We start from the raw sequence: 24137 nt of genomic DNA on the forward strand, positions 1-24137 counted from the left end.
AAAGATGGATTTTTTTAGCACACAGAACATTCTGGTTCATATACCGATTGGTGCAGGTGGCTATGACCTGTCATGGATTGAGGCCGTGGGTACGCTGGCTGGGTTATTGTGTATCTGGCTGGCAAGCCTGGAGAAGATCAGCAACTACGCGTTCGGGTTAATTAACGTTACGCTCTTTGCGATTATCTTCTTCCAGATCCAGCTGTACGCCAGCCTGCTTTTGCAGTTGTTCTTCTTTGCGGCGAACATTTACGGTTGGTACGCGTGGTCGCGGCAGAACAGCCAGCAGGAGGCAGAGCTGCAAATCCGCTGGCTGCCCTTACCGAAAGCCATCGCCTGGTTTGTCGCCTGCGTTGTCGCCATTGGTTTAATGTCCGTCTATATCAACCCGGTGTTTGCATTCCTGACCCGTGTCGCGGTGTCGGTCATGTCTGGCCTCGGGCTGAATGTCGCTATGCCATCACTCCAGCCGGATGCTTTCCCGTTCTGGGACTCCTGCATGATGGTGCTGTCGATTGCTGCGATGATCCTGATGACCCGTAAATACGTTGAGAACTGGCTGCTCTGGGTCGTCATTAACGTCATTAGCGTGGTTATTTTTGCACGTCAGGGCGTCTATGCGATGTCGCTGGAGTATCTAATGCTGACCTTCATTGCCCTGAACGGGAGCCGGATGTGGATTAACAGCGCGCGTGAGCGAGGCTCTCGCGCGCTTTCGAACTAATGATGGTGATGATGTGAATGTCCGGACTGCGCCTCGTTCAGGTGGCAGTCCGGGCCGTTACAGGGCTGGTACTCCATCTGGATGGTGGCGTGGCCAATCTCATAGTGATGTTCGAGAAAGTGCTGGATGCGCTCAAGCAGGCCATCATGGTCATGGGTAGGGATCACCTGGACGTGCAATGTCATGACCGGTTTCTCACCCACCAGCCAGACGTGAACATGATGCACATTGCGCACTTCGGGCACGGAACGACGCAGGTTGCGTTTAAGCTCGGCAATGTCCACGGATGCCGGCGCCCCTTCAAGCAGTTCATTCACGCTCTCCTTCAGCAGCCGCCAGGCACTGCGCAATACCAGACACGATACCAGCACGGACAGAATCGGGTCGACGGGCGTCCAGCCGGTATAAAGGATCACCAGCGCGGCCACAATAGCGCCGACGGAACCCAGTAAATCGCCCATAACATGCAGAGCCGCAGCGCGCACGTTGAGGTTCTTTTCCCCGCTGCCGCGATGCAAGATCCAGAACGCCAGAAGATTCGCCAGCAGACCTGCTACGGCGATAACCATCATTGTCGCTCCGGCGACCGGCTGAGGGTGACGAAAGCGCTGTATGGCTTCCCAGACGATAAGAAGGGTGATAACCACCAGAGCAATAGCGTTAACAAACGCCGCCAGAGTGGTTAGCCGCAGCCAGCCAAAGGTATGACGCGCGTTAGGCGGACGACGGGCAAACTGCACGGCCAACAGAGCGAAGAGCAGGGCGGCGGCATCGGTAAGCATATGTCCGGCATCCGCCAGAAGCGCCAGAGAGCCGGAAACCAGGCCACCAATGACCTCGATAACCATAAACGTTGCCGTGACGCCGAAGGCCAGCATAAGGCGTTTAGCGTTGTCATCGCCAGGAGATGGGGTGTGTGAATGCGTGTGCGCCATATCAGCTTTCCTTTTTGTTATTGTTTTTAGTGTAGCGTTTTTAATGGCTTACTCCAAAAAGAAAGGAGAGCCAGAGCTCTCCTTTTACGTTTACATCCGTAACGGATTATTGGGTTGTGCCATCCGTTTTGGTATTGGCATCGTCGCCCACTTTGTCATTCGAATTCGGACACTTACCGTCTTTGCACATGGTGTTCTTATGCATCTCATCGGTACTCATCGTGTCATGATTCATGGTGCCAGAGCCGCTACTGTCCGGATGCAACATCGTGCCTCCGGTATTGGTGTTCCCGGTATTGATCTGGCTGTTATCGACATTATTCGGGGCGATATTCTGTTTTGCATCAGGGGCGACCTGTCCCGCCGCCGCCGCGGCATTCGCGTCACCGTTGTTATCTGTTGAGCCCGTCTCAGCGGCAAGGACGCTGCCGCTTGCCAGGGTAAGGGAGGCTGTGAGGAAGAGGGTTGCCAGTTTCGTCATTTTCATCTTGGTGCTCCTGTTCTTGTCGTTACGCTGGATAACATTTTCCAACAGTGCATCTTTTTCAGAGGCGAAAGATTCCGTCATACGGACTTACGTCAGTATGGAATCGCGTTTAATCAAACAAAAGTGGTTGTTACAGTTAAAAATCTTAGGTTAGATCTCGTTTTTCGCTATTTTATGGCGATTTTTAGGTGAATTCCAGGAATTATCTGCGTGAAGTGTAAAACCGTGTTTACACTTTCTGGTCGGCAAGTTAGATTGAAAGGATTGCTTTCATTACTAAAGATATGGCAGAGCTGGAAAGAAAATGAATTATCAGAACGACGATTTACGTATTAAAGAGATCAATGAGTTATTACCTCCTGTAGCACTCCTTGAGAAATTCCCCGCCACTGAAAATGCCGCAAACACGGTGTCTCATGCTCGTAAAGCGATCCATAAGATCCTGAAAGGTAATGACGATCGTCTTCTGGTGGTGATTGGCCCTTGCTCAATTCACGATCCTGCTGCGGCCAAAGAGTACGCAGCAAGATTGCTCCAGCTTCGCGAAGAACTGCAAGGCGAGCTGGAAATTGTCATGCGTGTTTACTTCGAAAAGCCGCGTACGACCGTTGGCTGGAAAGGGCTGATTAACGACCCGCATATGGATAACAGTTTCCAGATCAACGACGGTCTGCGTATTGCGCGCAAACTGCTGCTGGAGATCAACGACAGCGGTTTGCCGGCTGCCGGTGAGTTCCTCGACATGATTACGCCGCAATATCTGGCGGATCTGATGAGCTGGGGCGCAATCGGTGCGCGTACTACAGAATCTCAGGTTCACCGCGAACTGGCGTCAGGTCTCTCGTGTCCGGTTGGTTTTAAAAACGGTACCGATGGCACCATTAAGGTGGCAATTGACGCCATCAATGCCGCCGGGGCACCGCACTGCTTCCTGTCCGTCACCAAATGGGGTCACTCCGCCATTGTAAATACCAGCGGTAACGGTGACTGTCATATTATTCTGCGTGGCGGTAAAGAGCCGAACTACAGCGCAAAACATGTGGCAGACGTGAAGGTCGGGCTGGAAAAAGCGGGTCTGCCACAACAGGTGATGATCGACTTCAGCCATGCCAACTCCAGCAAGCAGTTTAAAAAGCAGATGGAAGTCGGCGCCGATGTTTGTCAGCAGATTGCCGGCGGTGAGAACGCGATTATTGGCGTGATGATCGAAAGCCATCTGGTGGAAGGTAACCAGAATCTGGAAGGCAGCGAGCCGCTGGTCTACGGTAAAAGCGTCACGGACGCCTGCATCGGCTGGGACGATACGGATGCCCTTCTGCGTCAGCTGGCGAATGCGGTAAAAGCGCGTCGCGGCTGAGTTTCAGGAGCCAAATAAAAAAGCGTGGATTGCTCCACGCTTTTTTTATGTCCAGCGAAAATTATTTCGCTTTACCCTGGTTCGCTACAGCCGCGGCTTTTGCAGCGATCTCATCAGCGTTGCCCAGATAGTAATGTTTGATTGGTTTGAAGTTTTCGTCGAACTCATACACCAGCGGAACGCCAGTTGGGATGTTCAGTTCGAGGATCTCGTCTTCACCCATGTTGTCCAGGTATTTCACCAGCGCACGCAGGGAGTTACCGTGAGCTGCGATGATCACGCGCTCGCCGCTTTTCAGGCGTGGCAGAATGGTTTCGTTCCAGTAAGGCACAACGCGGTCGATGGTCAGCGCCAGGCTCTCGGTCGTTGGCAGCTCAGCATCCGTCAGTTTCGCGTAACGCGGGTCGTGGCCCGGGTAGCGCTCGTCATCTTTGGTCAGCTCTGGTGGGGTTACCGCGAAGCCGCGACGCCACTGTTTAACCTGCTCGTCACCGTATTTTTCAGCGGTTTCCGCTTTGTTCAGACCCTGCAGCGCACCGTAGTGACGCTCGTTCAGTTTCCAGGATTTCTCAACCGGCAGCCAGGCCTGATCCAGTTCGTCCAGAACGTTCCACAGAGTATGGATGGCACGTTTCAGCACAGAGGTGTAAGCAAAATCAAAGCTGAAGCCTTCAGCCTTCAGCAGTTTACCTGCTGCTTTTGCTTCGCTTACGCCTTTTTCTGACAGATCAACGTCGTACCAACCGGTAAAGCGGTTTTCGTTGTTCCACTGGCTTTCGCCATGACGCACCAGGACCAGCTTAGTTACAGCCATATCGTACTCCTCATAAGCTTTATTGAATGATAACAATTCTCATTATATTGCCGTGACAGTGCCAGCAGCAACGCTTAACCCTAACCATAGCGAAAATAGTCTCTGAGTGTAAGATGCTTGTGAATCCAGGGTTATGATTTTGTCTGCGATCGGCGCTATTTTCAGCAAGACGGAGAGAAAAAGCCCTCCGCAAGGAGGGCTGGGAATTATGAATGCGGGATGAAATGATATTCTGTCACGCTAACGTACTCTTCACCCGGGCGCAGCACACAGTCCGGCTGTGGCCATTCTGGATGGTTCGGGCTGTCCGGCAGGAACTCGCTTTCCAGCGCCAGACCTTGCCAGTCGCTGTACTCTTCATGTTCGCGTGCCGTGGTACCGCCAAGGTAGTTGCCTGAATAGAATTGCAGGGCAGGGGCCGTGGTGTAGACCGTCATCTGCAGTTTCTCATCTGCAGACCAGACCTGCGCGGCAGGCTGAGTCACATCACCTTTCGCCTGCAGCAGGAACGCGTGGTCATAGCCTTTCACCTTGCGCTGATCGTCATCGCTCAGGAAATCCTGTGCGATGGTTTTTCCGCTGCGGAAATCAAAGCTGGTACCGCTGACGGCCTTGAGCCCCTGATACGGGATCCCCATTTCATCCACCGGCAGATAGGCATCGGCCAGGATCTGGAGCGTGTGATTACGCACGTCGCACTGGTTGCCGTCCAGGTTGAAATAAGCGTGGTTGGTCAGATTGACCGGGCACGGCTTATCAACTTTCGCGCGATATTCAATGGCGATACGGTTATCGTCAGCCAGCGTGAAATGCGCGAACGCGGTGAGGTTACCGGGGAATCCCTGGTCACCGTCACGCGAGTCCAGTGAGAACAGCACTTCGCGGTCGTTTTGCTGAACGATTTTCCAGCGGCGCTTATCGAATCCTTCAGGTCCACCGTGTAACTGGTTTTCGCCCTGACTGGAAAGCAACGAGTAACGCTCGCCATCAAGTTCGAAAGCGCTTTTCGCGATGCGGTTAGCATAACGGCCGACAGACGCGCCAAGATAGGCGGACTGATTGACATACTGCTCAGGCGACGCGCAGCCAAGCAGGGTTTCACGTACGCTGCCATCAGGCATTGGTACGCGAGCGGATAGCAAAGTGGCACCCCAGTCCATTAACGTAACCACCATTCCTGCGCTGTTGCGCAGGGTTAACAGGCGATACGGCAGGCCATCCGGGGCAAGGGTTGGCGTTTCGTTTAGCACTGTCCTGCTCCTTGTGATGCTTTACACACGTAGAAAGTTTCTTTAATACCTGTTTTCGCTTCGTACTGTTTTTCCACCGCCTGCTGGACGGCAGGGACGAGCTCTTCCGGCATCAGGGCAACAATGCAGCCACCGAAGCCGCCGCCGGTCATGCGCACACCGCCTTTATCGCCAATCGTGGCTTTGACGATGTCCACCAGGGTATCGATTTGCGGAACGGTGATTTCAAAATCATCGCGCATGGAGGCGTGAGATTCTGCCATCAGTTCACCCATACGTTTCAGGTCGCCTTTCGCCAGCGCGGACGCCGCTTCAACGGTACGGGCATTTTCCGTCAGCACATGACGAACGCGTTTCGCCACTACCGGATCCAGTTCGTGCGCCACTTTATTGAACTCGTTGAGCGAAACGTCACGTAGCGCAGGTTGCTGGAAGAAACGTGCGCCGGTTTCACACTGCTCGCGGCGGGTGTTGTACTCGCTGCCCACCAGCGTGCGTTTAAAGTTGCTGTTAATAATTACCACAGCTGCGCCTTTTGGCAAGGGAACGGCTTTGGTGCCCAGAGAGCGGCAGTCGATAAGCAAGGCATGCTCTTTTTTACCCAGCGCAGAGATCAGCTGGTCCATGATGCCGCAGTTACAGCCCACAAACTGGTTTTCCGCTTCCTGACCATTCAGGGCGATTTGTGCCCCGTCCAGCGGCAGATGATAAAGCTGCTGGAAGACGGTACCCACGGCGACTTCCAGCGACGCGGACGAGCTTAACCCGGCGCCCTGAGGCACGTTTCCGCTGATGACCAGATCAGCGCCGCCCACGTTTTTATTACGTTTCTGCAGGTGTTTTACCACGCCGCGCACGTAGTTAGACCATTGCTGGCTGTCGTGGGTAACGATGGGTGCATCGAGGGAAAACTCATCCGTCTCATTGTTGTAATCCGCTGCAATAACGCGGACTTTGCGATCATCGCGCTTAGCGCAGCTAATGACAGTCTGGTAATCAATGGCGCACGGCAGAACGAAACCATCGTTATAGTCGGTATGTTCACCAATCAGGTTCACGCGGCCAGGCGCCTGAATGACATGGGTGGCAGGGTAGCCAAATTTCTCAGCAAACAGGGATTGTGTTTTATCTTTCAGACTCATTTTTTAGACTCCTGATTCGCGATAATGGACGTCACTCACAGCACGCAGGCGTTCTGCAGCCTGTTCTGCCGTCAGGTCACGCTGGGTTTCTGCCAGCATTTCATAGCCCACCATGAATTTACGTACCGTCGCAGAGCGCAGCAGCGGCGGATAGAAATGGGCATGCAACTGCCAGTGTTGATTCTCTTCACCGTTAAACGGAGCGCCATGCCAGCCCATTGAGTACGGGAAGGAGCACTGGAACAGGTTGTCATAACGGCTGGTCAGTTTCTTCAGTGCCAGGGCGAGGTCATCGCGCTGTGCGTCGCTCAGATCGGTGATGCGCAGAACCTGTGCTTTTGGCAGAAGCAGCGTCTCAAATGGCCATGCTGCCCAGTAAGGTACGACGGCCAGCCAATGCTCGGTTTCCACCACCGTTCGGCTGCCATCGGCCAGTTCACGACGGGTGTAATCCACCAGCATCGGCGATCCGTTTTCCGCGAAATAGGCTTTTTGCAGACGGTCTTCACGCTCGGCTTCGTTTGGCAGGAAACTGTTGGCCCAGATCTGACCGTGCGGGTGCGGGTTAGAGCAGCCCATTGCCGCGCCCTTGTTTTCGAACACTTGTACCCACGGGTAGGTCTGGCCCAGTTCAGCAGTTTGCGTCTGCCAGGTGCTGACGACCTCTTTCAGCGCGTCAACACTCAGCTCCGGCAGCGTTTTGCTGTGGTCGGGCGAGAAACAGATAACACGGCTGGTGCCGCGTGCGCTTTCACAGCGCATCAGCGGGTCCTGGCTATCCGGCGCGTCGGGCGTGTCGGTCATCAGGGCGGCAAAATCGTTGGTGAAAACGAAGGTGCCTTTGTAGTCCGGGTTTTTATCGCCCGTCACACGCGTGTTGCCCGGACACAGGAAGCAGTCCGGGTCGTGCTGGGGAAGCGTCTGTTTTGCAGGCGTCTCTTGCGCCCCCTGCCAGGGGCGCTTGGCGCGATGCGGAGAAACCAAAATCCATTGCCCGCTTAGCGGGTTAAAACGACGATGCGGATGATCGACGGGATTGAACGAAGTCATGACGGATCCTTAGTCCGGATAACCTTGTGGATGGCGAGACTGCCAGTGCCAGGTATCCTGTGCCATTTCATCAAGCGTGCGGGTGACACGCCAGTTAAGCTCTTTATCGGCTTTGGAGGCATCGGCCCAGTAAGCCGGGAGGTCGCCTTCACGGCGCGGTGCGAAGTGATAATTCACAGGCTTACCGCAGGCCTTACTGAAGGCATTCACGACGTCCAGCACGCTGCTGCCGATCCCGGCGCCGAGGTTATAAATATGCACGCCTGGCTTATCGGCCAGCTGCTGCATTGCCGCCACGTGGCCGTCGGCCAGATCCATGACGTGGATATAATCACGCACACCGGTACCGTCTTCGGTTGGATAATCATTACCGAAAATAGCCAGAGACTCACGGCGGCCAACGGCCACCTGGGCGATGTACGGCATCAGGTTATTCGGGATGCCCTGTGGATCTTCACCCATATCGCCTGACGGATGGGCACCAACCGGGTTGAAGTAGCGCAGCAAGGCGATGCTCCATTCAGGCTGTGCTTTTTGCAGATCGGTGAGGATCTGCTCCACCATCAGTTTGCTTTTGCCATACGGGCTTTGCGGCGTACCGGTCGGGAAGCTTTCAACGTAAGGGATTTTTGGCTGATCGCCGTAGACGGTTGCGGAAGAGCTGAAGATAAAGTTTTTGACGTTCGCTGCGCGCATGGCGGAGATCAAACGCAGGGTACCGTTGACGTTGTTGTCGTAATACTCCAGCGGTTTCGCGACGGATTCACCCACCGCTTTCAGGCCGGCGAAATGGATCACCGTCTCAATGGCATGGTCGTGAAGGATCTCGGTCATCAACGCTTCATTGCGGATGTCGCCTTCCACGAAGGTTGGTTGTTTACCGCCAAGACGTTCAATCACAGGCAGCACGCTGCGCTTACTATTGCACAGGTTGTCGAGGATGATGACATCATGACCGTTTTGCAGCAGCTGCACGCAGGTATGACTACCAATGTAACCGCTACCACCTGTTACCAGAACTCGCATATTTCGCTCCATTGGGCTTATGGTATGTAATAACCATAGCATAACAGAGACGCGAAAAGTGTGACATGGGATAAAATAGTGGAATCGTTTACACTGCTTTTAAAATTCGTTTTTTGGCGGCAATGCGACATTGTAGATCAAAGGGATAGGGAAGTCTTTGTGCAGGTTATCCGAAAAAACGGAGGGGCAGAGCCCTCCGGGGTTAATCGATTTTGCTCAGCAGGTACTGATAGCGTTCACCGTCGGGCACAAACTCGAGGCGATGCGTAATGCAGGACGGGGCATCTTCGGCATGATGGGAAACGAACAGCAGCTGCGTTTCGCCTTCGCTAATCAGGACATCCACAAAACGGCGGATCAGCTGGCGGTTTAATGGGTCCAGCCCCTGTAGCGGTTCGTCGAGGATCAGAAGGGTCGGGTGTTTCACCAGCGCGCGAACGATCAGCGCCAGACGCTGCTGTCCCCATGAAAGGCTATGAAACGGCGCGTCAGCGACCCGGTTATCCATCCCCAGAATATCCAGCCACTGCTGGGCCAGCTTATGCTGTTTGTCCGAGACCGCCTGATAAATGCCGATGGAATCAAAATACCCGGACAGGATCACATTGCGCACCGTGGTGCTGACCCGGTAATCCAGATGCAGGCTGCTGCTGACATAGCCGATATGCTTTTTGATATCCCAGATCGTTTCACCGCTTCCGCGGCGGCGGCCAAACAGGGTGAGATCGTTACTGTAGCCCTGAGGGTGATCGCCGGTGATCAGGCTCAGCAGCGTTGATTTTCCCGCGCCGTTGGGGCCAACAATTTGCCAGTGTTCACCCGGGTTGACCGTCCAGCTGAGATGATTAAGGATCGGTCGATCGTCATACGCTACCACGCCATCACGCAGTACGATGCGCGGCTGGTGGGGATCTAACGCGTGGCGGGCAGAAGGTGCGTCCGGTTCCGGCAGCGTGATGCCGTCCAGGTTTTCACTGTGCGCCAGCTGGGCAATTAACGCCTGCTTAAGTAACGCCGATTTTTCGCCGGTTTCAGTCAGGTTGCAGTCAGCGAGCACGCCAGCGTTCTGAATAAACTCAGGAATTTCATCAAAACGGTTAAGCACCAGTACCAGCGTATAGCCCTGCTGGTTAAGCGAGCCGAGCAGGGTGGCCAGCTGTGCGCGGGACTGCACGTCGAGACCGTCGAACGGTTCATCCAGAATCAACAGTTCCGGCTCGCTCATCAGCGCCTGACACAGCAGCGTTTTCCGGGTTTCACCGGTCGAGAGGTATTTAAAGCGCCGGTTCAGCAGGGAAGTGATGCCAAACTGTTCTGCCAGATACGCACAACGGGCAGGATTGTTGACCTCATCCTGAATAATGTCTGCCGTCGTGCGGCCCGTATCCTCTTCGCCCGGGCTGAGTAAATCGGTGTTATTGCGCTGCCATTCATCGCTCACCAGCTTTTGCAGCTGTTCAAATGACAGGCGCGTCAGGCGCGTAAAGTTACACTGGTATTCCCCTTTAAGGTGCGCGAGCTCTCCGCTCAGCGCACGGGCCAGCGCTGATTTCCCGCTTCCGTTTGTACCGACAAACGCCCAGCTTTCACCGGCGCGTATTGTTAAATCAGAAATCGTCAGCGTTCGGGTGTCGCTAAGACGAAACGTGCCTTGCGAAATATGCAATGATGACATGACTTATCCCATTTTTTGCAGCAACAGATGTCAGGGATACTCACTGTCGACACGCTTGTCAATGTGCTCAGCACAATGTGGCGATAATCACCCGGTCGGCGTTGAAATATGCGGTCACCACAGCACCTTCTTCTAATTCTGCGGCATCGCTGAGGGGAAGGGTTGCGCAGAGTTCTTGCCCGTCCGGCAGGGTCATCAGTACTTCACACTGCTCTTCACCGCGTTCAACGTGGCGGATGGCACCGCGTAGCTGGTTATCAGCGGCTTTTGCTTTTTCGGCATCGGCAGTGATATTCACCCATGGCGCTTTCAGTAACACCAGCACCTCTTTACCTTCATTCAGCGCCAGTCGGTCTGCGCTTTGTGCGGTAATCGCGGCTTTCAGACGGGTTGTTCCATCGGCAAGCAGGATCTCAATATGACGCTGCACCTGGGCGTTATCGCCCGCCATCACCGTACCAAACCACTGGTTACGGGCGCTGGTTTGCAGCGAAAAGCGGGAAATGGCAGCCAGCAGGCTGTCCAGCGGGAGATTATCGTCGTCACTTAACACATCAAACGCTTTTTGCTGGATCTGCGCCAGCAGATCATACAGCTGAACCAGGCGCTGGCCGTAACGTGTCAGGATCGCACCTCCACCGCCTTTGCCGCCCGTGGCCCGGTCAACCAGCGTTTGCTCGCTCAGGGTGTTCATGTCGTTGATGGCATCCCAGGCGCTTTTATAGCTAATGCCAGCGTTCTTAGCCCCCTGGCTTATTGAACCGGTTTGTTCTATTTGTTTAAGCAGGGCGATACGTCGCGGATCGGCGAAAAGCTTCTGCTGTAGTCGTAGAGTGAGGAGAATTTCGGCCTGCATAACACTGTCCTGGCAAAAAGTGCATTGTGACCCAAATGGCGAAGGTCGCAAAGGGCACCGCACAAAAGGGGATGTTTTTCTCACTTTTCAGGGTAGAATAAGCCATTCACAATATCTGGAGAAAACCATGTTGGAATTGTTGAAAAGTCTGGTATTCGCCGTGATCATGGTACCAGTAGTGATGGCCGTTATCCTCGGTGCCATCTACGGCCTGGGTGAAGTGTTCAACGTATTTTCGAACATTGGTCACAGAGACCAGGCTAAAAAGCAGCATTAATTTCCCCCCGAAACGCCCGGCTTGCCCGGGCGTTTTGCTCTCAAGTATTTCCCTTTCTCGCCGATATTATTTAAAGCATCAGCTTGCTGTACCCCTTGAGCGGTACGATTTAACGCTGGGATCTCCCCGGAGTTACCGTTATATTAGTGTGTATATAACGATACTCACAGGAGCTACAAATGGCACGTACATGGATACGCCTTTTCGCAGGGGCAACGCTGACACTTTCGCTGAGCGGACACGCGCTGGCTGACGAGGGTAAAATTACCGTCTTTGCGGCAGCGTCGTTGACTAACGCGATGCAGGATATCGCGGCAGCGTATAAAAAAGAGAAGAACGTCGAGGTGGTCTCCTCATTCGCTTCTTCATCGACGCTGGCACGTCAGATTGAAGCGGGAGCGCCGGCCGATCTGTTCATCTCTGCAGACCAGAAGTGGATGGATTACGCGGCTGAAAAGAAATCGATTGATGCGACAACCCGCGAAACATTGCTGGGGAATAGCCTCGTCGTGGTGGCGCCGAAAGCCAGTCAGCAAGGCGAAATCACTATCAACAACGAGACTCCCTGGACCCGGTTGCTGAACGGAGGACGCCTGGCCGTTGGCGATCCGGAGCATGTACCGGCGGGGATCTACGCCAAAGAAGCATTGCAAAAACTGGGTGCCTGGGAGACGTTATCGCCCACACTGGCTCCGGCTGAAGATGTGCGCGGTGCTCTGGCGCTGGTTGAACGTAATGAAGCGCCGCTGGGGATAGTCTACGGGTCGGACGCCGTCGCCAGTAAAGGGGTGAAAGTGGTTGGTACGTTCCCGGAAGACTCCCACAAGAAAGTGGAATATCCTGTTGCGATTGTTGATGGACATAAAAATGCGACCGTGACGGCCTTCAGCGAATACCTGAAGGGACCCGAAGCGTCCGCAATCTTTAAACGTTACGGATTTACGACTCACTAATGATATTGACCGATCCTGAATGGCAGGCTGTCCTGCTGAGCCTGAAAGTCTCTTCCCTGGCGGTTACGCTGAGTTTGCCCTTTGGGATCTTCTTTGCATGGTTACTGGTTCGCTGTAAGTTTCCCGGCAAAGCCCTGCTGGATAGCGTTCTTCATCTTCCCCTCGTGTTGCCACCGGTGGTGGTTGGCTACCTGCTGCTGGTGTCGATGGGGCGGCGCGGTTTTATTGGCGAATGGTTATATGACTGGTTTGGGCTGACGTTTGCGTTTAGCTGGCGAGGGGCGGTACTGGCGGCGGCGGTGATGTCATTCCCGCTGATGGTCAGGGCTATTCGCCTGGCGCTGGAAGGGGTTGATATCAAACTGGAACAGGCTGCCCGCACGCTGGGTGCCGGGCGCTGGCGCGTTTTTTTCACCATCACGCTCCCGCTTACGCTGCCGGGCATTATTGTCGGCACGGTACTGGCGTTCGCCCGCTCGCTGGGTGAGTTTGGTGCCACGATTACCTTTGTGTCGAATATCCCCGGTGAGACGCGAACGATCCCGTCAGCAATGTACACCCTGATTCAGACGCCGGGTGGAGAAGGTGCCGCGGCGCGGCTGTGCATTATCTCAATTGTGCTGGCGCTGGTCTCGCTGCTGGTTTCGGAATGGCTGGCGCGACTCAGTCGCGAGCGGATGGGGAAATAGTCATGCTCGAACTTCAGTTCACCCAGACGCTGGGAAATCATACCCTGACCCTTAACGAGACGCTGCCTGCGAGCGGCATTACCGCCATCTTTGGCGTATCTGGTGCAGGGAAAACCTCATTGATCAATGCCATCAGCGGACTGACGCGGCCGCAGTTCGGACGGATTGTGCTCAACGATCGCGTCTTAAACGACGTTGAGAACAAAATTTACCTGGCACCGGATAAGCGGCGAATTGGTTATGTTTTTCAGGATGCGCGATTATTTCCGCATTACAGCGTGCGCGGTAATCTTCGCTACGGCATGGCCAAAAGCATGGCCGCGCAATTTGATAAGCTGGTGGCGCTGCTGGGCATTGAGTCACTGCTGGACCGGCTCCCTTCATCGCTTTCTGGTGGTGAAAAACAGCGCGTGGCGATAGGCCGCGCGTTGCTCACCGCGCCAGAACTGCTGTTGCTCGACGAACCGCTGGCCTCGCTGGATATTCCGCGAAAACGTGAACTGCTGCCCTATCTTCAGCGCCTTGCGCGTGAAATCAATATCCCGATGCTCTACGTCAGCCACTCGCTGGATGAGATCCTGCATCTGGCCGATAAAGTGCTGGTACTGGAAGAGGGCAGCGTTAAGGCATTCGGTAATCTGGAAGAGGTGTGGGGCAGCAGCGTGATGCACCCGTGGTTACCGAAGGAGCAGCAGAGCAGTATCCTTAAGGTGAGCGTGCTGGAACATCACCCGCATTATGCGATGACCGCACTGGCGCTGGGCGACCAGCATTTGTGGGTCAACAAAATCGACAAACCGCTGCAGTCTGCGTTGCGTATACGCATTCAGGCTTCAGATGTCTCTCTGGTGCTGCAAGCACCGCTGCAGACCAGTATTCGCAATATCCTGCGCGCGAAAGTGGCGGAGTGTTTTGATGATAACGGACAGGTTGAGGTAAAGCTCGAGGTGGGCAGCAAGACGCTCTGGGCGCGCATCAGTCCGTGGGCCAGAGATGAGTTAGGGATCAAGTCTGGCCTGTGGCTTTACGTGCAAATCAAGAGCGTCTCCATCACCACCTGATTACAGCAGGTGGGTATAAATATACTGCGCGATGCTGTCGGTGGTATTATCACCAATCACGACGTTAGCACGCGCTTTTACCGCATCGTCGGCGTTGCCCATTGCCACGCCTGTACCGGCGGCCTCCAGCATGCTGATGTCGTTGTAGTTATCGCCAAAGGCAATCACATCCTGCATTGACCCACCCTGAGACTCCACGAACTGCGTCAGACGCTTGCCTTTGCTGTTGCCTTTGCGGGCGATATCGACCTGGTCGTGCCAGGACCACTCGCACTCCAGACCCAGCGTTTGTTCAACGTGCGTCGCGAAGGCATTCAGTTTGGTGGTATCTTCATCCGTCAGCGCAAATTTCCAGATAGCATCGACATCCTGAGCCGCCTGGCGCAGGGAGGAAACCTGGGTAAAGACCGGACGCTGCGCTTCAGGCAGAGACAATGCCCAGTTGCTGGTGCGGATCACGTGGCCTGTCGGACGTTCATACACCATTGCGTTATCTACATACATCAGGCCGTGAATGGCATGCTCATCAAGCAGATCAATCAATTGCAGCGCCTGAGGCACGGGCAGCGGATCGGATTCTAAAACCTTTTTTGCCTGATAATCATACAAATAAGTGCCATTACAACAAATTGCAGGTGTATCTAACGCCAGTGCCTGATAAAAAGGATGAATGGCAACGTGATGTCGACCCGTTACGATAAGGAGTTGATATCCCACTTCCTGCGCGCGTTTGAGTGCTTCAAGGGAAGAGGGGAGAAGGGTTTTCTGCGGAGTAAGTAAGGTACCGTCTAAATCCAGAGCAATTACACGCGAGGTCATTTGTTTTTCCGGGTTAATATTGAATTTACGTTCTGAAGGGATGGTACACCGAGAGGCAAAGGCTTCAAAATTCCCGATGACAATTCAGCATTCACCGTCAAAAGTTAACTACTTTCATGCGCAGTGAGGAGTGAATATTCATGAAACAAACCGTTTATACCGCCAGTCCTGAAAGCCAGCAGATCCACGTCTGGCGTTTAAATACCGAGGGTACCCTCACGCTGGTTCAGGTTGTTGATGTGCCAGGTCAGGTGCAGCCGATGGTTATCAGCCCGGATAAACGTTTCTTGTACGTGGGTGTGCGCCCGGAGTTTCGCGTGCTGGCCTACCGCATCTCGCCGGACGACGGCGCGCTGACTTACACTGCGGAAGCACCTTTACCGGGCAGCCCAACGCATATCTCCACCGATCACAAAGGCAACTTCATCTTCAGCGGCTCTTACAATGCCGGCTGTGTCAGCGTAACGCGTCTGGAAGCGGGCCTACCGGTTGAAACCGTGGAGGTGGTTGACGGGCTGGAAGGTTGCCACTCGGCGAATATTTCTCCGGATAACCGTACGCTGTGGGTCCCTGCGCTGAAACAGGATCGTATCTGCCTGTTTACCCTGAGCGATGACGGGCACCTGGTGGCGCAGAATCCTGCAGAAGTGACCACCGTTGAGGGCGCGGGCCCGCGCCATCTGGTGTTCCACCCGAACCAGCAGTACGCCTATGTGGTGAACGAGCTGAACAGTTCTGTGGACGTATGGGAACTGAAAGATCCTAACGGCAAGATTGAGTGCGTGCAGACGCTGGATATGATGCCGTCTGACTTCTCTGACACCCGCTGGGCGGCTGATATTCACATCACACCGGATGGGCGTCATCTGTATGCCTGCGACCGTACCTCCAGCCTGATTACGGTATTCAGCGTTTCTGAAGACGGTAGCGTGCTGGCGATTGAAGGTTTCCAGCCTACCGAAACCCAGCCACGCGGGTTTAATATCGATCACAGCGGTAAATACCTGATTGCGGCGGGGCAAAAATCCCACCACATCGCGCTGTACGAAATCAAAGGTGCGCAGGGGCTGCTGGAAGAGAAAGGGCGTTACGCCGTCGGCCAGGGGCCAATGTGGGTGGTGGTAAACGCACACTAAAAGGCTTAAAACAAAAAACCTCGCAAATGCGAGGTTTTTTTATGCCCGGTGGGCGCCGGGCGAGTACAGCAAAAGACATCAACGCATTCTTTTATTGCTTAGGCTCAGCAACCACTTTGCTACCCAGACCGCGGTTGTTGTATTCCCACATGCGGTTGAAGTTAGCGTCATTCAGGTTGCGCTGCACGTTACCTTTATCATCCACGCTACCGGTATTGCCGGAGAAAGGACGTTTGGAGATAGCGGCATCGGCCCATGGCTTAGCCATGTTGAAACCTTCGTTGATCACGCTGTCACGAATAACAACCTGACCGTTGGTGGCAGAGTCCACATCCAGCGAGCGGCCCAGCTGCGCGACGCCGTCACCGGACGCGTTAAAGCGGCTGTTAACGGCCAGGAAGCCGTAGAACAGGTTGGATTGCGTGGCCGGGGCAAACACATAACCTTCCTGCTGAGTGCGTGAATTCACCACGCGGAAATCGGTGTTCTCAAACACCACCGCGCCGCGACCGGAGACCAGATCCACGTCACCTTCAACGTAGCTGTTAGTGACCAGCGTACGGGTCAGACGGTTATTCTGCAGCGTGTTCTGAACACCGCTGTTCGTCACGAAGAAGGTGTTCTGACGGCCGAGAATATTCACGTTGTTGATCTGCACTTTATCGCCATCGCTACGCAGTGCAACGGCCTGGTGGTTACCGGCATCCACGCTATCGCCCAGGGTATTCTGAATGGTCAGATTCTGCAGCTGCAGGCCATTATTCTGAGACCAGACGACCGCAGAACACATCACGCCGATGGTAGCTGCACGCTTGCTCTGGCAGTTGTCAAACATGTACCACGCCGGTTTGCCTGGCATGTATTTACCCGCCGGGTTGACCAGGCGACGCCAGGTGTTGCTGTCGATTTCAGAATCAATCGCCAGACCAATTTTCACGTCGACCGCTTTCTCGCCCGTCCCGTAAAGGGTGATGCTGCCCGGTGCTGCCGGAACGTAAACGGTGCCTTCATATTCCCCAGGCAGGATCGCGATGTACTGGCGAGAGGCGCTGTGTTTGGTGATTGCCGCGTCAACCGCAGCCTGAATCGTTGTGTGGGTCACGCCCTGCGTACCTGCCGGACCGACAACGAAGTCAGGTTGTTTCGGCAGGTTAATAGAAGACGGTGTCCACGGCGCAGCGTTAGGGTCCATCGCCGAGAAGTAGTGTGCACGGTCAAAGTTCTTCGCTTCATCAGCGGACAAAATCGGGCGAGAGGCGGTACCCGGTGCAACCTGCTCAGAAGGCTGCTGGTCCGGTGGGGTAGAACTGCATGCGGATAATGTCACGCCAAAGGCGAGCGCTAACGCCAGACGGGAAATCCTGGAAATGTTCAAGGTAAAGCTCCTGGGTATGCAAGTCTTAACGGGATAGACGAAATAGCCTGCTTTTTTATACTAAGTTGAGCGAAACGGGAAGATAAAAAGGGTAAAAGATGCATTTTTTACCCGCGGGAGGCGGGAAAGTCATCACAAATAAATAACATTTTCCGCCAGAGCGGTTGACAGCAGGGGGCAGATGAAAATAAATGTCTATACAACCCATGACAAGTGGAATGCCCATGCAGCAGCTTCATCCCGACGATGTAATATGGCGCAATGCGCGACTGGCGACAATGATCCCGGACGACCGCACGCCTTATGGCCTGAAAGCGCAGCACGCCCTGGTGGTGCGCGGCCAGACGATTCTGGCCGTTATTCCCGAATCCGACATCCCTTCCGGCCACCGTCACTGTGTCGATCTGCACGGTCGTCTGGTCACCCCCGGGCTGATTGACTGCCATACCCACCTGGTGTTCGGTGGCGATCGTGCGGCAGAGTGGGAGCAGCGTCTGAACGGCGTCTCTTATCAAACCATCAGCGCGCAGGGCGGCGGGATTAACGCGACCGTGACGGCGACGCGGAGCAGTTCGCCCGAGACCCTGCTCAGGCTGGCGCAAAAGCGTCTGCAGCGGCTGATCGATGAAGGGGTGACCACGGTTGAAATCAAGTCGGGATATGGTCTCAACGCCGAAGCGGAAGAGAAGATGCTGCAGGTCGCCCGCCAGCTGGGCCAGAACAATCCGGTAGAGATCAGCCCAACGCTTCTGGCTGCGCATGCGGTTCCGGCGGAATACCGCCACGACGCGGACGCGTATCTCACCAGGGTGTGCGAGCAGATGATGCCCACGCTGTGGCAAAAAGGCTTATTCGAAGCCGTGGATGTGTTTTGCGAAAACGTCGGCTTCACGCCAGCGCAAACCGAGCGGCTTTTCCGCGCTGCCACTGCCCTGGGGATTCCGGTCAAAGGACACGTGGAACAGCTTTCAAATCTTGGCGGCGCGGCGCTGGTCAGCCGCTTTAAGGGGCTTTCCGCCGATCATATTGAATATCTCGACGACGCCGGTATTCAGGCGATGGCGCACAACGGCACGGTTGCGGTATTACTGCCGGGGGCGTTCTATTTTCTTCAGGAACGTCAGCGTCCGCCGGTTGAACAGCTCAGAAAAGAGGGCGTTCCCATGGCTGTCGCCACCGACTATAACCCCGGCACCAGCCCGTTCGCGAGTATTCATCTCGCGATGAATATGGCCTGCGTGCAGTTTGGCCTGACGCCTGAAGAGGCCTGGGCTGGCGTGACGCGACATGCTGCCCAGGCGCTGGGACGCGGGGCCACGCACGGGCAGCTGCAGGCTGGATTCGTGGCTGACTTTGTCGTCTGGGATGCACATCACCCGGTCGAAATGGTCTACGAGCCGGGACGCAATCCGTTGTATCAACGTATTTTCCGTGGGGAGAGCGTATGAGACTCTGGCGGCCGGTTGCCGAGACCGTCTGGCAGGGGCGCGACGACAGCGCCGAGGCCAGCAATGCAAAACGTATTTTTCAGACCCTGCGACAGATGCCGGTATTTACCCCTCAGTCATCCGGCATCGCTTTGATAGGGTTTGAATGTGATGAAGGGGTAAAACGCAATCAGGGCAGGCCCGGCGCCGTACAGGCCCCGGAGGTGCTTCGCAAAGCGCTGGCGAACATGGCAAGTCATCATGGACATGACCGGCTGGTGGATATGGGATCGGTGTATGTCGAGGGCGATAACCTGGAAGCGGCTCAGCGGGCGTTAAGCGATGCCGTGCAGGCCTGCCAGCAGTCCGGCATGCGTACGCTGGTTTTTGGCGGGGGACACGAGACCGCCTGGGCGCATGGCCGCGGGGTTCTGGATGCTTTCCCGAACGCGCGCGTGGTGGTGATAAATCTGGATGCACACCTTGACCTGCGCAAGGCGGACCACGCGACCTCCGGCACGCCGTTTCGTCAGCTGGCACACTACTGTGCGGAACAGGCGCGCGATTTTCAGTATGCCTGCCTGGGCGTCAGCCGGGCGGCGAACACGCAGGCGCTGTGGGATGAAGCTGAGCGACTAAACGTCACGCTGGTGGAAGACCTTCATTTCAGGCGAGATGCGTTATCGGCTCTGGACAAAGTCCTGGCCCAGGCCGACCGAGTTTACCTCACCATTGACCTCGATGTTTTGCCTGCTGGCGAAATGCCAGCCGTCTCAGCGCCCGCGGCGTTAGGGGTACCCGCGCTGGATCTTCTGCCGGTGATTGAACATATCTGCCGCAGTGGAAAACTGCAGGCTGCCGATCTGGTAGAATTTAACCCGCAGTACGATCGGGACGGACAGGGGGCAAAGCTTGCCGCCCGTCTGGCCTGGCAAATTGCTCACTGGTGGGCATAACAACGTTTAAGGAGTCAGGATGTTTTCACGCTCACCGCTGTCGCAGTCCAGCCCTCCCGCGCCTTTCTACGAAAAGGTAAAGCAGGCCATCAGCGAAAAAATCGCAACCGGCGTCTGGCGGCCGCACGATCGCATTCCGTCCGAGGCCGAACTGGTCGCACAGTTTGGTTTTAGCCGAATGACCATCAACCGGGCGCTGCGCGAGCTGACCGATGAGGGCCTTCTGGTGCGTCTGCAGGGGGTCGGAACCTTCGTTGCGGAGCCGAAAGGGCAATCAGCGCTGTTTGAGATCAGAAGTATTGCCGATGAGATAGCCTCGCGTAACCATCAGCACCACTGTGAAGTGCTGGTGCTCGAAGAGACACAGGCCAGCGCTGAGCAGGCCGTGGAGCTGAATGTCAAAGAGGGAAGCCGCATCTTTCATTCCGTGATGGTGCATTATGAAAACGACATCCCGGTGCAGATTGAAGATCGCTGCGTGAACGCCGATCGGGTGCCCGAGTACCTGGATCAGGATTACACCCAGACCACACCGCATGCCTATCTTTCGCTCATCGCGCCGCTGACGGAAGGGGAACATATTGTGGAAGCGGTTCGCGCTACGCCGCAGGAGTGCGAACTGTTGCGGATCAAAGAGCACGATCCTTGCCTGCTCATTCGTCGCCGTACCTGGTCTTCGTCGCATATTGTGTCGCATGCCAGACTGCTGTTCCCGGGAAATCGATACCGGCTGCAGGGCCATTTCATGTCGTAAGGGTCATACGTTTTAAAAGCGTGATAGCTAACGCAATATAACAAAATTGTATCTTTTTTGTTAAATCTGACCTTGTGTGTGCTTGTCTATACAAGTATATCTGAATACATCATCTGTCCCGTATGAGGAGCACACAATGTCGTCAGGTAAATACCGCCAGCAGGATGTCCGCGCCGCGCGCGGCACCACACTTACCGCCAAAAGCTGGCTCACCGAAGCCCCGCTGCGCATGTTGATGAATAACCTCGATCCTGAGGTCGCGGAGAACCCCCACGAGCTGGTGGTGTATGGCGGCATAGGCCGCGCCGCGCGCAACTGGGAGTGCTATGACGCGATTGTTGAATCCCTGACTCATCTGGAACATGACGAAACCCTGCTGGTGCAATCCGGCAAACCGGTCGGCGTGTTCAAAACCCACAAGAATGCACCGCGCGTGCTGATCGCCAACTCTAACCTTGTCCCGCACTGGGCGACCTGGGAACACTTTAACGAGCTGGACGCCAAAGGGCTGGCGATGTATGGCCAGATGACGGCGGGAAGCTGGATCTACATCGGCAGTCAGGGGATTGTGCAGGGCACCTACGAAACCTTCGTGGAAGCCGGCCGTCAGCACTATAACGGTTCGCTGAAAGGTCGCTGGGTACTGACCGCCGGTCTGGGGGGAATGGGGGGCGCACAGCCGCTGGCCGCGACACTTGCCGGTGCCTGCTCCCTGAACATTGAATGTCAGCAGAGCCGCATTGATTTCCGACTGCGTACCCGTTACGTCGATGAACAGGCTGAAAGCCTGGATGACGCGCTGGCACGCATCAAAAAATACACGTCAGAAGGCAAAGCGATGTCGATTGCGCTCTGCGGCAACGCGGCTGACATTCTCCCTGAACTGGTGGCCCGTGGCGTACGCCCGGATCTCGTCACCGACCAGACCAGCGCACACGACCCCCTTCACGGCTACCTGCCATCGGGCTGGACGTGGGAAGCGTACCAGCAAAAAGCCGAAAGTGACCCGGAAGGCACGGTGCTCGCCGCTAAACGTTCCATGGCGGAGCACGTGAACGCCATGCTGGCCTTTAGCCAGATGGGCATTCCGACATTTGATTACGGCAACAATATTCGCCAGATGGCGAAAGAGATGGGCGTGAGTAACGCCTTCGACTTCCCGGGGTTTGTGCCTGCCTATATTCGTCCGCTGTTCTGTCGCGGTATTGGTCCGTTCCGCTGGGTGGCCCTGTCCGGCGACCCGGAAGATATCTACAAAACCGACGCCAAAGTGAAGGAGATCGTCGCCGACGACGAACATCTGCACCACTGGCTGGATATGGCTCGCGAGCGCATTAACTTCCAGGGCTTGCCGGCGCGGATCTGCTGGGTCGGGCTGGAGTGGCGACAAAAACTGGGTCTGGCCTTTAACGAAATGGTGCGCAGCGGTGAAGTCTCCGCGCCGATTGTTATCGGACGCGACCATCTCGACTCGGGCTCTGTTGCCAGCCCGAACCGTGAAACCGAAGCCATGCGCGACGGCTCCGATGCCGTCTCCGACTGGCCACTGCTGAATGCCTTACTGAATACCGCCAGCGGGGCGACCTGGGTGTCGCTGCATCACGGTGGTGGCGTAGGAATGGGCTTCTCCCAGCACTCGGGAATGGTCATCGTGTGTGATGGTACAGATGAAGCGGCAGCGCGTATCGCTCGCGTGCTGCATAACGACCCGGCAACCGGCGTAATGCGCCACGCGGATGCCGGTTACGAGATTGCGATTGAATGTGCCAAAGAGCAGGGCCTGAACCTGCCGATGATCCCTGCCACACAAGGAAAGCATTAATGAACGCCTTAACCCTCACTCCCGGCTCACTGACGCTCAAACAGCTGCGTAACATCTGGCGTCAACCGGTTACGCTCTCACTTGATGAAAGCGCCCACGCCGCGATTAACGACAGCGTTGCCTGCGTTGAAGCCATTATTGCCGAAGGACGTACCGCCTACGGCATCAACACCGGATTTGGTCTGCTGGCGCAGACGCGTATCGCCACGCACGATCTGGAAAATTTACAGCGCTCGCTGGTGCTTTCGCATGCGGCGGGTGTCGGTCAACCGCTGGATGATGACATTGTCCGCCTGATGATGGTGCTCAAAATCAACAGTCTGGCACGTGGGTTCTCCGGAATTCGCCTCAGCGTGATCGAGGCGCTGATGGCGCTGGTGAATGCGGAAGTCTATCCGTGGATCCCGGCAAAAGGTTCCGTCGGTGCATCCGGCGATCTTGCGCCGCTGGCCCATATGTCGCTGCTGCTGCTCGGTGAAGGTCAGGCTCGCTGGAAGGGCGAGTGGCTCCCTGCGAAAGAGGCGCTGAAAAAAGCCGGGTTAACCCCGATAACGCTGGCGGCGAAAGAAGGGCTGGCGCTGCTTAACGGGACCCAGGCCTCGACGGCGTTTGCGTTGCGTGGTCTGTTTGAAGCCGAGGATCTTTTCGCCTCCGCGGTCGTGTGCGGTGCGCTGACCACCGAGGCGGTGCTTGGCTCACGTCGTCCGTTTGACGCCCGTATCCACGAGGTGCGCGGCCAGCGCGGGCAGATTGACGCCGCGGCGATGTACCGTCACCTGCTGACCGAGACCAGCGATATTGCAGACTCTCACCATAACTGTGACAAGGTACAGGATCCGTATTCGCTTCGCTGTCAGCCCCAGGTGATGGGAGCCTGTCTGACGCAGCTGCGCCACGCGGCAGAAGTGCTGCTGGTGGAGGCGAATGCGGTGTCTGATAACCCGCTGGTGTTCGCTCAGGAAAACGAAGTGGTCTCCGGGGGGAATTTCCACGCCGAGCCTGTGGCGATGGTGGCGGATAATATCGCGCTGGCGATTGCGGAGGTGGGGGCCTTATCCGAACGTCGCATCGCGCTGATGATGGATAAACATATGTCCCAGCTGCCACCGTTCCTGGTCCGCAACGGCGGGGTTAACTCCGGTTTTATGATTGCCCAGGTGACGGCCGCGGCGCTGGCGAGCGAGAACAAGGCCCTGTCGCATCCGCACAGCGTGGACAGTCTGCCAACGTCAGCGAACCAGGAAGATCATGTTTCTATGGCCCCGGCCGCTGGACGTCGTCTGTGGGAGATGGCCGCCAACACCCGTGGCGTGCTGGCGGTGGAATGGCTGGCCGCATGTCAGGGCGTTGATCTGCGTGAAGGTCTGAAGTCCAGCCCGCTGCTGGAACAGGCGCGTCATCTGCTGCGTGAACAGGTCGCGCATTACGATGATGACCGTTTCTTTGCGCCGGATATTGATAAAGCGATCGCGCTGCTGGAGAAGGGAAGCCTGGTGGGCTTACTGCCTTCGGTGCTCTAAGATTTGCCCGGTGGCCCGGACACGTTCAGGCC

The 24137-nt window shown here is 55.7% G+C and carries 23 protein-coding genes; 12 read left to right on the forward strand and 11 right to left on the reverse strand.

Translation table 11 applies throughout. From position 1 onward, the window contains the following. Positions 1-4: 4 nt before the first annotated feature. Positions 5-724, forward strand: a complete 720-nt coding sequence (gene pnuC, locus AB6731_RS10945) for a nicotinamide riboside transporter PnuC (protein WP_086532779.1) — start codon at positions 5-7, stop codon at positions 722-724. Here the strand turns inward: pnuC and zitB are convergent. Next, the gene (zitB, locus tag AB6731_RS10950) at positions 721-1659 is read right to left on the reverse strand and encodes a CDF family zinc transporter ZitB (protein WP_020884956.1); all 939 of its coding nucleotides are present in this window, start codon (positions 1657-1659) and stop codon (positions 721-723) included. The two genes, pnuC and zitB, sit on opposite strands and share 4 nt — an antisense overlap. 106 nt (positions 1660-1765) lie before the next feature. Further along, positions 1766-2146, reverse strand: a complete 381-nt coding sequence (locus tag AB6731_RS10955) for a YbgS-like family protein (protein WP_025204646.1) — start codon at positions 2144-2146, stop codon at positions 1766-1768. 304 nt (positions 2147-2450) lie between these two features. Here AB6731_RS10955 and aroG point away from each other — a divergent pair, with 304 nt between their 5' ends. Beyond that, complete coding sequence (aroG, locus tag AB6731_RS10960; RefSeq protein ID WP_014169194.1) at positions 2451-3503, forward strand: 3-deoxy-7-phosphoheptulonate synthase AroG; 1053 nt, start codon at positions 2451-2453, stop codon at positions 3501-3503. 61 nt (positions 3504-3564) lie between these two features. On the opposite strand, the gene gpmA is transcribed toward aroG, so the two are convergent. From gpmA to modE, 7 genes are all read right to left on the reverse strand, one after another. Continuing rightward, positions 3565-4317, reverse strand: coding sequence for a 2,3-diphosphoglycerate-dependent phosphoglycerate mutase (gene gpmA / locus AB6731_RS10965; protein ID WP_020884954.1), 753 nt, complete (start codon positions 4315-4317; stop codon positions 3565-3567). Positions 4318-4523: 206 nt separating this feature from the next. After that, entirely contained in the window at positions 4524-5567 is a 1044-nt protein-coding gene (gene galM / locus AB6731_RS10970; RefSeq protein WP_032677707.1) for a galactose-1-epimerase, read from the reverse strand. Then, entirely contained in the window at positions 5561-6709 is a 1149-nt protein-coding gene (gene galK, locus AB6731_RS10975) for a galactokinase (protein ID WP_025204645.1), read from the reverse strand. The genes galM and galK overlap by 7 nt, the downstream gene beginning before the upstream one ends. Positions 6710-6712: 3 nt before the next feature. Next, a complete protein-coding gene (galT, locus tag AB6731_RS10980) occupies positions 6713-7759 on the reverse strand; it encodes a galactose-1-phosphate uridylyltransferase (protein ID WP_014169198.1) in 1047 nt (348 codons plus the stop codon). A 9-nt stretch (positions 7760-7768) separates the two neighbouring features. Continuing rightward, positions 7769-8785 carry a UDP-glucose 4-epimerase GalE gene (gene galE, locus AB6731_RS10985; RefSeq protein ID WP_020884951.1) on the reverse strand — a complete coding sequence of 339 codons (1017 nt, stop codon included), beginning with the start codon at positions 8783-8785 and terminating at the stop codon, positions 7769-7771. A 202-nt stretch (positions 8786-8987) separates the two neighbouring features. Further along, the gene (modF, locus tag AB6731_RS10990; RefSeq protein ID WP_032677710.1) at positions 8988-10460 is read right to left on the reverse strand and encodes a molybdate ABC transporter ATP-binding protein ModF; all 1473 of its coding nucleotides are present in this window, start codon (positions 10458-10460) and stop codon (positions 8988-8990) included. A gap of 67 nt (positions 10461-10527) precedes the next feature. Beyond that, complete coding sequence (modE, locus tag AB6731_RS10995; protein ID WP_025204643.1) at positions 10528-11316, reverse strand: molybdenum-dependent transcriptional regulator; 789 nt, start codon at positions 11314-11316, stop codon at positions 10528-10530. A gap of 127 nt (positions 11317-11443) precedes the next feature. Here modE and AB6731_RS11000 point away from each other — a divergent pair, with 127 nt between their 5' ends. The 4 genes from AB6731_RS11000 (at position 11444) to modC (ending at position 14296) form a co-directional block, all read left to right on the forward strand. Further along, positions 11444-11593 carry an AcrZ family multidrug efflux pump-associated protein gene (locus AB6731_RS11000; protein ID WP_020884948.1) on the forward strand — a complete coding sequence of 50 codons (150 nt, stop codon included), beginning with the start codon at positions 11444-11446 and terminating at the stop codon, positions 11591-11593. 179 nt (positions 11594-11772) lie between these two features. Further along, positions 11773-12546: a molybdate ABC transporter substrate-binding protein gene (modA, locus tag AB6731_RS11005; protein ID WP_371006356.1), complete on the forward strand. Its 774-nt coding sequence runs from the start codon at positions 11773-11775 to the stop codon at positions 12544-12546. Further along, positions 12546-13235 (forward strand): molybdate ABC transporter permease subunit, encoded by a 690-nt coding sequence (modB, locus tag AB6731_RS11010; protein WP_020884946.1) that lies wholly within the window; start codon positions 12546-12548, stop codon positions 13233-13235. The genes modA and modB overlap by 1 nt, the downstream gene beginning before the upstream one ends. Positions 13236-13237: 2 nt before the next feature. Continuing rightward, a complete protein-coding gene (modC, locus tag AB6731_RS11015) occupies positions 13238-14296 on the forward strand; it encodes a molybdenum ABC transporter ATP-binding protein ModC (RefSeq protein WP_371006357.1) in 1059 nt (352 codons plus the stop codon). Here modC and AB6731_RS11020 read toward each other — a convergent pair whose 3' ends face one another. After that, the gene (locus AB6731_RS11020; protein ID WP_025204641.1) at positions 14297-15115 is read right to left on the reverse strand and encodes a pyridoxal phosphatase; all 819 of its coding nucleotides are present in this window, start codon (positions 15113-15115) and stop codon (positions 14297-14299) included. 140 nt (positions 15116-15255) lie between these two features. Between AB6731_RS11020 and pgl the strand changes: the two genes are divergently transcribed. Beyond that, a complete protein-coding gene (pgl, locus tag AB6731_RS11025) occupies positions 15256-16251 on the forward strand; it encodes a 6-phosphogluconolactonase (protein ID WP_371006358.1) in 996 nt (331 codons plus the stop codon). 91 nt (positions 16252-16342) lie between these two features. On the opposite strand, the gene AB6731_RS11030 is transcribed toward pgl, so the two are convergent. Then, positions 16343-17626 (reverse strand): putative acyl-CoA thioester hydrolase, encoded by a 1284-nt coding sequence (locus AB6731_RS11030; protein ID WP_014169207.1) that lies wholly within the window; start codon positions 17624-17626, stop codon positions 16343-16345. A gap of 224 nt (positions 17627-17850) precedes the next feature. Here AB6731_RS11030 and hutI point away from each other — a divergent pair, with 224 nt between their 5' ends. The 5 genes from hutI (at position 17851) to hutH (ending at position 24105) form a co-directional block, all read left to right on the forward strand. Further along, positions 17851-19074, forward strand: coding sequence for an imidazolonepropionase (hutI, locus tag AB6731_RS11035; protein WP_371006359.1), 1224 nt, complete (start codon positions 17851-17853; stop codon positions 19072-19074). Continuing rightward, positions 19071-20009 carry a formimidoylglutamase gene (hutG, locus tag AB6731_RS11040; RefSeq protein ID WP_106503846.1) on the forward strand — a complete coding sequence of 313 codons (939 nt, stop codon included), beginning with the start codon at positions 19071-19073 and terminating at the stop codon, positions 20007-20009. The genes hutI and hutG overlap by 4 nt, the downstream gene beginning before the upstream one ends. Positions 20010-20028: 19 nt before the next feature. Then, entirely contained in the window at positions 20029-20763 is a 735-nt protein-coding gene (locus tag AB6731_RS11045; protein WP_014169210.1) for a histidine utilization repressor, read from the forward strand. 136 nt (positions 20764-20899) lie between these two features. Further along, positions 20900-22585, forward strand: a complete 1686-nt coding sequence (gene hutU / locus AB6731_RS11050) for a urocanate hydratase (protein ID WP_041162501.1) — start codon at positions 20900-20902, stop codon at positions 22583-22585. Then, complete coding sequence (gene hutH, locus AB6731_RS11055; protein ID WP_041162502.1) at positions 22585-24105, forward strand: histidine ammonia-lyase; 1521 nt, start codon at positions 22585-22587, stop codon at positions 24103-24105. The genes hutU and hutH overlap by 1 nt, the downstream gene beginning before the upstream one ends. Positions 24106-24137: the final 32 nt, after the last annotated feature.

It is taken from the genome of Enterobacter sp. RCC_40 (genome assembly GCF_041360735.1).
Lineage (GTDB): Bacteria > Pseudomonadota > Gammaproteobacteria > Enterobacterales > Enterobacteriaceae > Enterobacter > Enterobacter ludwigii.